Source organism: uncultured Allobosea sp., assembly GCF_945957345.1.
Taxonomy (GTDB): domain Bacteria; phylum Pseudomonadota; class Alphaproteobacteria; order Rhizobiales; family Beijerinckiaceae; genus Allobosea.
This window is the reverse complement of the sequence record NZ_CAMFKW010000081.1, coordinates 1-12529: the sequence shown is the minus strand read 5'-3', so window position 1 is coordinate 12529 and position 12529 is coordinate 1. Positions and strand designations below refer to the sequence as shown.

General features: G+C 62.3%; 11 protein-coding genes and 2 pseudogenes. 5 read left to right on the top strand and 8 right to left on the bottom strand.

The genetic code is table 11. The annotated features are described in order from the left end of the window. On the bottom strand, positions 1-561 hold a 561-nt coding region (locus Q0Q36_RS23940), incomplete at its 3' end, for a PAS-domain containing protein (RefSeq protein ID WP_293802209.1). A gap of 201 nt (positions 562-762) precedes the next feature. On the opposite strand from Q0Q36_RS23940, the pseudogene Q0Q36_RS23935 reads away from it, so the two are divergent. Continuing rightward, a pseudogene (locus Q0Q36_RS23935) lies at positions 763-891 on the top strand (IS3 family transposase); the annotation flags it as partial. A gap of 35 nt (positions 892-926) precedes the next feature. Here the strand turns inward: Q0Q36_RS23935 and Q0Q36_RS23930 are convergent. From Q0Q36_RS23930 to Q0Q36_RS23900, 7 genes are all read right to left on the bottom strand, one after another. Further along, entirely contained in the window at positions 927-1568 is a 642-nt protein-coding gene (locus tag Q0Q36_RS23930) for a response regulator transcription factor (RefSeq protein ID WP_293802207.1), read from the bottom strand. Positions 1569-1584: 16 nt separating this feature from the next. After that, positions 1585-2868: an ATP-binding protein gene (locus Q0Q36_RS23925; protein WP_293802210.1), complete on the bottom strand. Its 1284-nt coding sequence runs from the start codon at positions 2866-2868 to the stop codon at positions 1585-1587. A 435-nt stretch (positions 2869-3303) separates the two neighbouring features. After that, the gene (locus tag Q0Q36_RS23920) at positions 3304-4635 is read right to left on the bottom strand and encodes an AAA-associated domain-containing protein (RefSeq protein WP_293802205.1); all 1332 of its coding nucleotides are present in this window, start codon (positions 4633-4635) and stop codon (positions 3304-3306) included. 21 nt (positions 4636-4656) lie between these two features. After that, positions 4657-6408, bottom strand: a complete 1752-nt coding sequence (locus Q0Q36_RS23915) for an ABC transporter permease subunit (protein ID WP_293802203.1) — start codon at positions 6406-6408, stop codon at positions 4657-4659. 860 nt (positions 6409-7268) lie between these two features. Next, on the bottom strand, positions 7269-7709 hold the full coding sequence (locus tag Q0Q36_RS23910; RefSeq protein ID WP_293802201.1) for a DUF6527 family protein: 441 nt from the start codon (positions 7707-7709) through the stop codon (positions 7269-7271). Further along, positions 7706-8893: a ThiF family adenylyltransferase gene (locus tag Q0Q36_RS23905; protein WP_293802200.1), complete on the bottom strand. Its 1188-nt coding sequence runs from the start codon at positions 8891-8893 to the stop codon at positions 7706-7708. The genes Q0Q36_RS23910 and Q0Q36_RS23905 overlap by 4 nt, the downstream gene beginning before the upstream one ends. Continuing rightward, entirely contained in the window at positions 8868-9323 is a 456-nt protein-coding gene (locus tag Q0Q36_RS23900) for a multiubiquitin domain-containing protein (RefSeq protein ID WP_293802198.1), read from the bottom strand. Before Q0Q36_RS23900 ends, Q0Q36_RS23905 begins: the two co-directional genes overlap by 26 nt. A 182-nt stretch (positions 9324-9505) precedes the next feature. On the opposite strand from Q0Q36_RS23900, the gene Q0Q36_RS23895 reads away from it, so the two are divergent. The 4 genes and pseudogenes from Q0Q36_RS23895 to Q0Q36_RS23880 form a co-directional block, all read left to right on the top strand. Next, positions 9506-9883 (top strand): helix-turn-helix domain-containing protein, encoded by a 378-nt coding sequence (locus tag Q0Q36_RS23895; protein ID WP_293802196.1) that lies wholly within the window; start codon positions 9506-9508, stop codon positions 9881-9883. Continuing rightward, a complete protein-coding gene (locus Q0Q36_RS23890; protein WP_293802194.1) occupies positions 9870-10739 on the top strand; it encodes an ImmA/IrrE family metallo-endopeptidase in 870 nt (289 codons plus the stop codon). The genes Q0Q36_RS23895 and Q0Q36_RS23890 overlap by 14 nt, the downstream gene beginning before the upstream one ends. Positions 10740-10904: 165 nt before the next feature. Further along, positions 10905-11951, top strand: a complete 1047-nt coding sequence (locus Q0Q36_RS23885) for a thymidylate synthase (RefSeq protein WP_293802192.1) — start codon at positions 10905-10907, stop codon at positions 11949-11951. Continuing rightward, positions 11944-12529: pseudogene (locus Q0Q36_RS23880) on the top strand (hypothetical protein); the annotation flags it as partial. The gene Q0Q36_RS23885 and the pseudogene Q0Q36_RS23880, both read left to right, overlap by 8 nt.

The window sequence follows — 12529 nt, the reverse complement described above, 5'->3', positions numbered from 1 at the left end:
GGGCTCCTTCAGGGCGCGATCGAGATTTTGGAGGAACAGCCGACGGTTCGCTAGGTCGGTTAGAGCATCGTGATGGGCAACGTGCTCGACAGCAGCGCGCGAGGCGGCAGCTTCAGCGAGGGCTCGCTTTAGATCTGTTATTTCGGTCCGCAGCCCGATAGTTCCGCCCGAGGGCGTGCGGTTCTCATGAATTCGTATCCAGCGATCTCCGATGAGTTCGCATTCGGTTGTACCCGTCGCCCGGTGCCTTGCCGCCATTTCCGCGATGAATGCATCTTCCCGCCCGACTGCCGCAGGGTATTCGCCCATCGCCACTCCATGCCGAACAAGCTCTTCGAAGCCTATCCCGGCATGAAGTCGGGGACCCGTCATCGCGTAGACGTCGCCAATTTTTTTGCTCCAGGCGACTAGCCGGTCGTTCGCATCCCACAAGACGAAGCCGTACGGCATGCCTTCTACAATGTCGCGCAAAAGGGCCCGGCTGCGCGCGGATGACCGCGCTTCTCGCCACCATCCAACGCCGACACCGACCGTCACGAAGAGAAGAAGAAGCTCGACCATTGCCGCTGACGATAGTCATTTTTCATTACCGGACAGCTAAGCGCCATCGGACTTCTAAGCTGTTCTTGCGGCAGGGGCTGCGGATGCCGGCGACCTCATGGATCATGATGTGGGGACGGTCCAGCCGTCTGAGGATCGAAAGATTCACTGGAGTTGCCTTGGTTTTGTGGGCATCCATGAAGTCATTTTCCGGAGTGTCCGATGGCGCGTTTTCGAGCTGCTTATCCGCCGGAGTTCCGGCGGCAGACGGCCGAGTTGGTCCTATCCGGGCGAACGCCTGAAGAGCTGTCGCGAGAGTTCGAGCCAACGGCGCATTCCATCGCGAACTGGGGCCGTCGAAATTGGTGCAATCGCCCGGCGTCGTATCAGCATCGCGAAGGGTTTCGTCCGCCTTCCCGTCCGGACAACTGATCGGCCAGCCGGATCAGATCTGCCAGCGTCGCAGCTTCCATCTTCCTCATGACCTGGCCGCGATGCACCTTCACGGTCACTTCGCTTAGGCTGAGATCGGCCGCGATCTGCTTATTGAGGCGACCTTGAACAACGAGGGCCATCACTTCCTTTTCGCGCGCGGATAGCGAAACGAAGCGTGCCCTGAGTCCGGCAAGGGCGGCTTCCGACCGCCTCCGTGCGATATCCGTGTCGATGGCCTTGCGCACGGCGTCGAGCAGATCCTGTTCGCGGAACGGCTTCAGCAGAAACTCGATGGCGCCAGCCTTGAGCGCGCGGACCGCCATCGGCACGTCGCCGTGCCCGGTGAGGAACACGATGGGGGTCGGATCGCGGATGGCAGCGAGTTCCGCTTGAAAATCCATGCCGCTGGGTCCGGGCATTCTGACGTCGAGAACCAGGCAGGAGGGATGGTCGGGGCGCCGGAACAGGGTGAACTCCCGGACCGAACCGAAACAGGCGACCTGATACCCGACGGAGCGGAAAAGGCTGTCCAGCCCTTCGCGGACGGAGGGGTCGTCGTCGACGACAAGGACGATTGGAGTGTCCTGAGGCATGGCTTCAGTCCGAGGATTAACTGTCGAGAGGCAAGGTGAAGCCGAAGACCATGCCGCGCGGATGGTTGACGGCCGCGTAGATCGTTCCGCCGTGAGCCTCCACGATCGAGCGGCTGATCGCCAGCCCCATGCCCATGCCGCCCGGCTTGGTGGAATGAAAGGCCTCGAAAACACGCTCGATCGCGGCCGGAGCCAGACTGATCCCTGTATCGCGGACGCTGACCCGGATTTGCCCGCCCCCGGCGGCGGCGCCGATCAGGAGGTCGCGTGGCCCGGTTTCCAGCCCGCCCATGATCTCGGCCGCATTCACGATCAGATTTAGAATGACCTGCTGAAGCTGCACCCGGTCGCCGATGGGGCGCGGCAGATCATTGGCGAAGTCGGTCCTCAGCACCACGCGGTTCTGACGGATTTCGCTGCGGGTCAGGGCAAGAACCTCTTCGATCAGGTCGACGATGTCGATCCGCTCGCGTGACGGTGGCGCCTTCGCGACGAGCCTTCGCACGCGTCCGATGACATCTCCCGCGCGGTCGGCATCGGCGACAACGCGCTCGATCGCGCGTCTTGCCTCGGCGGGGTTCGGGGGGGTGGCTGCAAGCCAGCGCATGGCGGCACTCCCGCTGGCGACGATGCCGGCGAGCGGTTGGCTGACCTCATGGGCAATCGAGGCGGTGAGTTCACCCATCATCGTGACCCGGGACATATGGGCGAGTTCCGATCGCGCCTGGCGGACACGTGCTTCCGCCGCCTCGATCCGAAGGGCCAGATAGGTCGTCGCGCCGATGGCGACAATGCTCAAGGCGGAGTTGGCGATGCCCGCTTCCGGAGCGCCGCGCGGCGTCAAGCCGTAGCTGATGAGCGTCAGCGCCGTGCTGGCGGCACCGGTCCCGAGCACCATCATGGGTTGGTCGAACCGGACCGAGATCAGGATCACCGCCACGTAGAGAACAGCAACGGCAATCTCCAAATTCGTGACTGTGTCGGCGACGAAGATCACCGCCATCGACACGACGAGGCCAAGTCCGAGCCATGGCCGCTCGATGCGAAAGCGTTCCCGATCGAGCCTCATGTCCCGCCCTCTGCCAACCGTACAGGCTCCGATCCACTGATCGAGCGGAGCGACATGCTCGTCGGGGCCGATCGTATCGCGGCCGGCGCCCTTCATTCTAGCATCACGTCGGTGCGCGAACGGATAGCCGATACCCACCCCGGCAAACAGCTCGCTGCCATGTAGATCTGGCGGGCTCTCCCAATGCGAGCGTCGCTCCAAGGTTGTCTTCGCCAGCTCAAGACGGATCATCGTCACGGCATCTTCCGGTCCGGGAGGGCCGGTATCGGCTCCGGTTTCGCATCAGCGTCAGGGCTGCTTCCGCAGGCCGCCCCGATATCCGCAGCAATGCACGGGTCACGCGTGGCGAAAGCAGGCCAAGAAAATACAGGCGGGCGACGAGACGCAGTTGCACATGAGACAACCACAAAAGACTGCTCACCGCGCTCCAGAACGCTCGCGGGCGGCCGGGCGGCCTTCGACGCGACCAAGGCGAAGCGCCACGCAGGCGCCGGCGTTCCAGCGGCTGCATCGCGCGCTGCCGCCTGCGAGCGTGGAGCCATTGCTGAAAGAGGTCGTCGCTTTTCATGACGATCCCTCCCTGGTGAGAAATATCGGTGTGTTGCACGCGCAGCATGATGGGCGGGCTGACCTCTGCTTCGCGGCACTCTGGATTGCAGCCTCGCCTCAACTCGGGTTTTCGAGCGTGAAAAGGTCGGCGCTCTCGTCGTAGGCGAAATACTCGGCGTAACGCGCCCAGTTCGTGACTGCCTTCAGCGTCGTCGCGGCATAGTCTTCCGACATGTGGTCTTCGAGCTCGTCGCGGAAGCGCCCTGCGGGAGCCTTATGGCTCGACCGCTCATCGAGCACGCGCCGGATATGGGCCGCGAGCGGCACATAGGTCGAGAGCTGCTGAGCGAAGAGGCGCTTGCGCTCGTCGACGTTGCCGTCGGCGAAGCGCAGTCCGGGCGCGGTAAGCCTGATATCGCCGCCTTCGAGATCGGCGAAGCGAAGCAGTTGCAGCGTTTCCGCCACGGGAAAAAGGTCGTCGATCTCGTGATGGAGCTGCGCCGCCAGCGGCGGCAAGTCGGCGGCCCCCTTATAGGGCTCGGCGGCGATCGCCTCGATCAGGCCGGCCATCAGGTTCGTCGAGACGCGCGGCAGCGACATCGCAATGCCGGTGCCCGGGAACAGGCCGTCGCGCGCCGGCGCGCCCGCCCTGGCCGTCATCCGCGCATAAATGTCCTCGACGAGCGTGCGGAAGGCGGGGTCGAGGCGGTTGCGCGGCTGCGGCAGGTCGACACGCAATTCCGCAATTACGCGACCGGGGTTCGAGCCGAAGATCAGGATGCGATCGCACATCAACACCGCCTCCTCGATGTTGTGTGTCACCATCAGGATCGCCTCGATCGGCATCCGCCCCTCGCACCAGAGGTCGAGCAGATCGGTGCGCAGCGTCTCGGCGGTCAGGACATCGAGCGCCGAGAACGGCTCGTCCATCAGCAGGACCTTCGGGTGCACGACGAGGGCGCGCGCGAGCCCGACACGCTGGCGCATGCCGCCTGACAATTCCTTGGGATAGGCACTCTCGAAGCCGTCAAGACCGATCAGGTCGATCGCGGCCAGTGCGCGCTTGCGGCGCTCTGCCGGCGCCACACCCTGCGCTTCAAGGCCGAGCTCGACATTCTCCAGCACCGTCAGCCAGGGAAACAAGGCGAAGCTCTGGAATACCACGGCGATGCCGGAGGTGGGACCCGTCACCGGGCGGCCCTGGAACGCGACGGTGCCGCTGCTCGGCTGGATCAGGCCGGCAATGGCGCGAAGCAGCGTTGACTTGCCGGAGCCGGACCGACCGAGCAAGCCGACGATCTCGGCCGGGCGCAACTCGACATCGGCCTTGTCGAGCACCACGAGAGACCCGGCCGCGCCCTTGTCGTAACTCTGGCAGATCTGTCGCGCGCTCACGAGAGGGGTTGCGCTCCCGGCTCCGGGGCTGCTGGTGGCGATGCTGGCATCCATTGCGTGATCCTCCGGAAAAGGTCAGTCGAGGCGCATGCGGCGTTCCGCGAGGACGTAGAGCGGGCGCCAGAGCGTGCGGTTGAACAGCGTGACGAAGAGCGACATGACAGCGATCCCGAGCACGACGCGGGGGAAGTCGCCGGCCTCGGTCGCCTTGGCGATGTAGGAGCCGAGCCCATAGGCTTCGAGCTTGGTGTCTCCCCAGCTCGCGATCTCGGCCACGATGCTGGCGTTCCAGGAGCCCCCGGAAGCGGTCAGCGCGCCCGTGACGTAATAAGGGAAGATCCCCGGCAGCATGACCCGGCGCCACCAGCTCCACGACCGCAGCTGATAGACCGCGGCGGCCTCGCGCAGATCGGTCGGAAAGGCGCTCGCCCCGGCGATGACGTTGAACAGGATGTACCATTGCGTGCCGAGCACCATCAGTGGCGAGAGCCAGATGTTGGGGCTCGCCCCGGTGCTGACGATGGCGACCACGGCAAAGGGAAACAGCACGTTGGCTGGAAAGGCCGCGAGGAACTGAGCGACGGGCTGCACACGCTCGGCGACGGCGGGGCGCAGCCCGATCCAGACGCCCAGCGGAACCCAGATGATGCTGGCGAGGGCAATCAGCACGATAACGCGCAGTAAGGTGACGACGCCGCGCGCCAGCGGATCCCAGGCATCGGACCAGGACAGGCTCTGCCCGACATAAGCGACGGCAGTCCATGCCGCCCATGCGCCAAGAGCCATGATGAGGCCGAGCCAGGCATAATCCAGCAGCTTGCTCGCTTCCGGGGCGGCCTTGGCCGCCATCGATGCAGGCCGACGAAGCCGCATGAGCAACACGCGGCTGCCCAGCCATGCGAACGGCGTCATCAGGCGCTTGAACAGGCGGGTGCGGCGCGCCAACGCGTAGACCCAGGAACGCGGCCGTTGCTGGCCGGCCGTCTGCTCGAAACGGAACTTGTCGGCCCAAGCCACGATCGGCCGGAACAGCAGCTGGTCATACAGGGCGATCACCACCGCCATCGCCAGCACGGCCCAGGCCACGGCGGCGAAATCCTGGTTCTGGATGGCGAGAGCCAGCCAGGAGCCGAGCCCCGGCAACTGCACGGTGGTATCGCCGACGGTGATGGCCTCGGACGCGACGACGAAGAACCAGCCGCCCGACATCGACATCATGGTGTTCCAGACCAGGCCGGGCATGGCGAAAGGCGCCTCCAGCCGCCAGAAGCGCTGCCAGGACGACAGACCGAAGCTGCGGCTGACCTCGTCGAGATCGCGCGGAACGGTCCGCAGCGATTGATAGAAGGAGAAGGCCATGTTCCAGGCCTGGCTGGTGAAGATCGCGAAGATCGAGGCGCATTCGGCGCCGAGCTGGCTACCGGGAAACAGCCCCATGAAGAAGGTGACCGTGAAGGTCAGGAAGCCCAGCACCGGAACGGATTGCAGGATGTCGAGCGCCGGGATGATGACAAGCTCGGCACGACGGCTCTTGGCGGCAAGCGTCGCGACGACGAAGGTGAATATCAGTGAAGCGATGATCGCCGCGAACATGCGCATGGTCGTGCGCAGGGCGTATTCCGGCAGCAGTGCCGGATCGAGCGTGACCGGTGCGGTTGTCAGACCTGAGAGCGGAGCGTGCATCGCCGCTGCCGCGTGAAGCGTCACCACGGCAAGCGCCGCGAGCAATGCGAAGGCAACCAGATCGTATATATTCGGAAGCAGCCGGTCGCGCGCCAGGGCGGCCAGAGTGCTGGGCCGGGCCTGACTATTCGATAGAAAGACCATCGGAGAACCTCGGTCGGAGAGCGGCATGCGGGGAAGCCACAGCCGCACGCATTTGCAAGATGAAGGCGGAGGGCGTTTCAGGCGGCGCAGCTGCTCGACAATCGGTCGCCGACATCACTCTGAAGCTCGGCCTCTGCGAGGCGCCAGCTGCACTCCAGAGCTCCGTCGCCCGCATTGATTCGCCATTGGGCGAAGAGGTGGGATTTCCGGTCCGCAGCGCTTCCGCGAAGCAAACGTAGGACCCGATGAGCACCATCGCGCGAGCCTCTGGCGCGCCCATGGCAATCGGCCATCCGGCGAAAGGCAATGACATTGTCCATGGTTCACCTTTTTGGAGACGGCGAAACCGCGCAGATCCACGCAAGCAGCAGCGTTCACGGCGGCCCGTCGTTCGACATGGCGTTGGTTCGGCGATTGCAATAAAACTCCGCGCAAAACAGCGTTGCGGGGACGCGCCCGTGTTTGCTCGCAGTGTTGCCCGTGATCAATTGGACCATGAGATCGCCGGCTATACCTTGGTATAGTCGCATGTCTTGCGGCGCCTGGCTGGTGCGATCGAGGTGTAGCCCGTTCGGGGAGCGAATGGGACAGATGCCGCCGGAAGCAAGTTGACTTGGCGCCCGCCCTGCAGGCGCGCTTCTCGTCGATCGGGCGCGTTGCTCGTCTGGCGTTGTTTCAAGGGCTTCGACATCGATATCGTCGAACTGCCCGGAAACCAACATCCAGATCGCCGGAATGCCGCACCAAGTCCTGGCGCCCTTTGCGCCGACATAATGCGCCACTTCCTGACATTGTAGGTGCGCCGGAATGCGGACGTTGGCAGCTCGTCTCGGAGGTTTGTAGCGTCTGGATCGTGATCACTATCGGCGGCCGGTCAACCAAGACCAGAACCCCCTGGGTTTCGGTTTCGCGATCTCGGGTTCAGGCGGCTTTGGCGGGACGGGCGGCGAGACCGGGGCTCCGAAGTGACCTTCACGCGCAGCCTTGTCCCTCGTCCGTCCCTTCGCGATCGCCTCGTCGGACATGTCCCCAGCCCAATCGACTCGGTCCTTTCGGATGAAATAATGGGAGCGGCAGGCGAACGACCAGTTTCCGACGGACGGTGCAAGGCTGACGCTCTCGCCATCGAAAGTGAGCTGCCAGCCGACTGGGCTGATCGGCGTCACCACTTTGGTGCCACAGCCGCAGAAGCAATCATGAACCGCAGTGGCATACGGGATCGAGACGTAGAGGACACCGGCCTCGCGGTCTTTTGGAATGAACTCCACAAACTCGTGCCGGATCTTTCGAGGCGTTTTCATTCGCAGTCCTCATTGATCGTCTCGGCACCCGCGACCACGAAGACGCTGAAATGTTCGTGGGTGTCGTCGTCGTAAAAGCCGAAGAGCTTTTTGAACTTGATGACGGCGTACGCGGCGTTGAGCGCGTTGAGTTCCACGATCTGGATATTTCGATCGTACTCATTGACATCGTCGGCCGTCATAAACGCGATGCGCTTTCCGGCATGAACATGCTCGCGTTTGACCGGGGTGCTTGTGGTGGTGCGGACCTGACCGCGCAGGCTTTGGTTGTGCACCGTCAAGCCCATGCCGACATCCACGAACGGGATATTCATCGCTTCCAGCTTTTCGACGATCGGCCGCTTTCCCGCGCCCTCCATGCAGAGGAACACGAAGTCCAGGCCGTCGAGCAAGTGAAGGTTCTCGGCGGAGAGCTTGACCGCGTGCGGGATGATGCCGCGTCGCATCTTGCTGTAGGTGCGCGTGTGGAACGCGACCTTGGTGAGTTCGTCCTCAAGCTCTTTCCCTGATGGCGCGCCTGGCACCCGAAAAGCGTTGTGCTGGCTGAAGGCATCGCCGTCGAAAAGGTGGATCTCGCGGATATGCGTCTTGGCGAGATAGTCCAAAACGTAACCGCCGGTCCCACCGAGGCCGACAATGCCGACTTTCAACGGCTGGATCTTCATCGCAATGGCCACGATGTCGGCACGGCTGCTGGCCGTGTCCTCGTAGAGGAAGACACTTTCACCGTCGTCGGGCGCATAGGGCTTGTAGGTCTGGGCCGTGACGCCCGGCTGGATTACCGCCGCCGGACCCGAGATTTTCGCTACATAGTGCGTCATCTTGTGATGAAAATCGTCGTAGCGATCGGCGGGCTTTGGCTTGCAGGAGAAATTCCAGCGCACCGGCATCCCGTCGATTTCAAAGCCGTCAGGGAGGGCACTGTCGCCGAGACCTTGGATCTTACTGCCATTCTCGTGGCACGGGTGATCGCCTGACCACCGGGTCTGATGATCGCCGGGCGGCTTCGCGACGTCGTTGACCAGATCCAGGGGAGCGAACAGGACGCCGTGCTTAACCTGCCGGCTGCTGTCGACATAGGGCACGTCGCGGATCACGAGATACCCCGTGACCACGTCGACATTGTAGCCCTCGTCGCGAAGCCGCTTCAGCGGCGGACTAAGATCGATCGGTCGCCGTGACATCGAACTTCATCCGGTTCTTAATCTTCACGGAGTGACCGGCCGTCAGCGTCCCTTTCGGGTTGGCCGGCGGGCCGTCGCGGTAGGTGATCGTGAACTCGATACACTGGCCCGTCGGCGGGATGGGGAATGCGATCGCCGCCAGCTCCTCGAAGGAGAGGCGCAGCTCCGTGGTCTCGTACGGCTCACCGTTGACGCTGATGGTGACGGCTCGCTGGCTGTAGAAGTGATCGTCCTTTTTCAGGTCAATCAGGGTATCATCGCGGGGCACGGGCTCATCTTCGTGATTGCCCTGCATCTCCCGGAACAGCTCGCGCCGGTTCGGGATCTTGGCCAGCTCGTAGAGGGCCTTGCCCGTGGTCGGATCGGGCGACTCGAAGACCTCCCGGTCGATATGGATGCGCACGAGGTGCGCCGCGGCATTGACAGGCATAGCTACTACTTTCTCCGCTTTCGCGGCGCTTGCGTTACGCCCTTCCGGATGGCATCTTGCTGTCCGTTCAGACAACAGTAGGGCTTTAAAAAATGCCCTGTTCGGCGTGAAGCCAATTCAGGGCCCGTTGTCTGTATGGACAACAGAATGGGAGCGTCGAGTGTGAATGTCAAGGAGGACGGATGCCGTCCGCGTTAGGAATTTGGCTGAAGGCGCTGCGCGGTGAGGAGAGCCTTCGCGTGTTGGGTCAGCGAAGCGGCGTCGACCACGCCTACATTTACCGCCTTGAGACGGGCGTGAAGGAGGCGCCGTCTGACGAGGTTATAAACAAGCTGCTCAGCGCCCTGACCCCGTCGGCGCGTGACGCAGAGATACTGCGTTTTTTATCCAGCCACTCCAATGTTGATCCCGGTCTCGCGGAGTTCGCATGGGCCGATGATAGCGTTTCGTTTGAGGAGTTCCGTATGCTGACCACCGTCGTAAACCGTGGCGCCCGCCCCGATTATGCGATCTCATTGATCCGTATACGTCGATTCATGAGCGAGGATGAAGATGGATGAGCTATCCATCGCGATGAAGGCCCGCGAATTCATCGCAAAATGTGGACCATTGCCACTTCCTGTCTCCGTCGATGCCTACGCGGCGCAAATCGGCGGTGTCGTGAAGCAGGAGGCGCTTCAGGAGAACGAGGATGCGTGGTCGGTGCGATTGCCGAATGGCAAGTACCGCATCTGCGTGAACTGTGACCATAACAGCCGCCGGCAGCGTTTCAGTGTCTGCCACGAAGTCGCCCACGACGTGTTGGGCATACCGGCCGACCACACGTCGCCGAGTTGGAGTTTTTCGCGTCGGCCGTCTGGCGAGATCGCTTGCGACGTGTTCGCGGCCGAGCTTCTGCTTCCCTACAAATTGTTTAAGCCGCAGGTCGATGCGGCCGATTTGAATTTCGCAGCCATCAGCACGCTCGCGGACGATTTCGATGCCTCTCTGATAGCCACCGGCTCTCGCTTCGCCACCTTTTCTCGCGAATTGTGCGCCTTCGTGCTCTCGGAGGGCGGCAAGGTTCGTTATTGTTCGCGGTCGACGTCCCTGCGGGATGCCAGAGGCTATGTGCGCTCGGGCATGGATTTGCCAAGCGACTCGGCAAGCGCCCGGGCGCGGGCTGGGATAGCGAGCTCAGGCCCTGAAGAGGCCGAGCCGGCTCAGTGGTTTGAGGATTGGGAGCGAGACGGGGCGCTCTACGAAGATGTGCGTCACCTTGACTGCTGGGACCAAACGCTAACCCTGCTTTGGTTCGAAGATGAGGATCTGCCGCCTCCACCAGCGGAGCGCAAGCGCTGGGAGGAGGAGCGCTATGGGCTGCACGAGCTGGATGGCGTGTTGCCTTGGCCCGGCAAATCGAAGCGCCGGAGATAGCCGATGACCACCCAACTGCACTACGCTACGGGATAACATCTCGAACCGTTGAATAGCGCTGCTGTGACCGAGGGAATTTAAGGAATGTAGAAAGAAAATTTCTCGCGAATTATTAGTTTTTCGCGTGCGAGATTCTTCGCTGTTCCACAATGATTCGAGAGGGGCATGTTTCACGCATCGGCCGACAACATCGATGACTTGATGAGAGCTGTTTTTGCGCGGCTGCTGTCCGAGAACCGAGACAACAATCGTGTCGAGGCGACCAAGGGAAACAGCACCGAGGTCTTTGGAGCCCTACTCCGGCTGACCAACCCTCGCGGTCGCTTAGGAAGGTCGGTCGCTCGATCCCGTGTCTTCAGCGCTATAGGCGAACTCACCTGGTATCTTTCTGGCAGCAATGAGCTGGCGCACATCGAGCATTACATTCCCGCCTACCGGAAGTTTTCCGACGACAAGAAGACGCTGGCCGGCGCCTATGGCCCTCGGATTTTCGCCCCGACTCGGGCACACGGTGACGGCGTTTTTGATGACGAATGGAACCGTGTCATCGCGCTGTTGAAGGATCGTGCTGGATCGAGGAATGCCGTGATCCAGATCTATTCGAACAAGGATGGTCGCGCGGCCGGAAACGATATTCCTTGCACCTGTACATTCCAGTTCGCCATTCGCCGAGACCGGTTGGAAATGCATGTCCACATGCGATCCAACGACGCATTCCTGGGTCTCCCCCACGACATTTTTGCCTTCACGATGATGCAGGAGATCGCAGCGCGCGAGCTCGGCATCGAGATGGGCAAATATCACCATTCGGTCGCCAGCCTGCACCTCTACGACGATGATCCGACGGGCCTTTCGTCTCGAACACAGGCGCAGATGTATCTCGACGAGGGCCTGTTCGAAAAAGTCCCAATGCCACGGATGCCGATGGGAGATCCATGGCCCGCGATCCGAACGCTCCTGCAAGCTGAGCGCCAAATGAGGGAGGAACTGGGTGCCTACGTGCCGCCGGCTGGGCTCGACCCGTATTGGGAAGACCTGGCTACCCTCCTAAGAGTTCACGCAGTAGCCAATGGCACCCAGGGTCAACTCGATCCTTTGCTCGATGGCGTGCACTTCAAAGGCTATCGCCTTTACATCCAGGATCGGATTGCTCGGCGCAAACAGCGCGCCGCCGTCCGCGATCTCTTCCACGGAAGCGCAGACCATGTCTAACCCAGCCCACAGAGACCGGCGCCAGGAGCTTTTGGACAGCCTGTCTCGCTATGAGGCCGCCCATGGCGCGCTGCCCGGCATTGTGGATCCGGCTTGGCGGGAGACTTTGGTTGCCCAGTTCATTTCAAGTCTGCGGCGGATCGAGTTCATTCGCTCGCTGCTCACCAAGGATATCGACGAGCGGCGCCTGGATCCAGCTTCCCCGCTCTTCGACCCTCTCCAAGGCTCGCTGCTGCTGTCTCGCAAGGGAGAGGCCGACGAGGCAGTTTGGCTGGCGTTCATCGGCACGCATTTCGGAAAGCATTTGAAGGATGGATGGAAGCTGCCGGCACTCGTTTTTGGTTCATTTGGCCAGGGGCCGGTATGGACTGCAGCCCGCTACCGAGCCGCCCCGCAGCAGTTCGACAATATGCTCGACACAAACAGAGCCCGCTTGACCGATCCGAAGCAGTCAGGCCGCTTCTCGAACCACCGGCAATATCAAAGCAAGAAGCCTGAGGTGATTGCCCGTGTTTTTCGGTCCTTTGTCAACGGCGGTCGGATTCCAGGCCATCGTGGCGGAGTAAAAGCAGGCCACT

Bases quoted from the DNA above. Each gene is read 5' to 3' on its own strand.
- Q0Q36_RS23900 (WP_293802198.1), bottom strand. From the start codon at position 9,323: ATGCCTGTCAATGCCGCGGCGCACCTCGTGCGCATCCATATCGACCGG.
- Q0Q36_RS23915 (WP_293802203.1), bottom strand. From the start codon at position 6,408: ATGGTCTTTCTATCGAATAGTCAGGCCCGGCCCAGCACTCTGGCCGCC.
- Q0Q36_RS23885 (WP_293802192.1), top strand. From the start codon at position 10,905: ATGTTTCACGCATCGGCCGACAACATCGATGACTTGATGAGAGCTGTT.
- Q0Q36_RS23890 (WP_293802194.1), top strand. From the start codon at position 9,870: ATGAAGATGGATGAGCTATCCATCGCGATGAAGGCCCGCGAATTCATC.
- Q0Q36_RS23925 (WP_293802210.1), bottom strand. From the start codon at position 2,868: ATGATCCGTCTTGAGCTGGCGAAGACAACCTTGGAGCGACGCTCGCAT.
- Q0Q36_RS23895 (WP_293802196.1), top strand. From the start codon at position 9,506: ATGCCGTCCGCGTTAGGAATTTGGCTGAAGGCGCTGCGCGGTGAGGAG.
- Q0Q36_RS23930 (WP_293802207.1), bottom strand. From the start codon at position 1,568: ATGCCTCAGGACACTCCAATCGTCCTTGTCGTCGACGACGACCCCTCC.
- Q0Q36_RS23905 (WP_293802200.1), bottom strand. From the start codon at position 8,893: ATGTCACGGCGACCGATCGATCTTAGTCCGCCGCTGAAGCGGCTTCGC.
- Q0Q36_RS23920 (WP_293802205.1), bottom strand. From the start codon at position 4,635: ATGGATGCCAGCATCGCCACCAGCAGCCCCGGAGCCGGGAGCGCAACC.
- Q0Q36_RS23910 (WP_293802201.1), bottom strand. From the start codon at position 7,709: ATGAAAACGCCTCGAAAGATCCGGCACGAGTTTGTGGAGTTCATTCCA.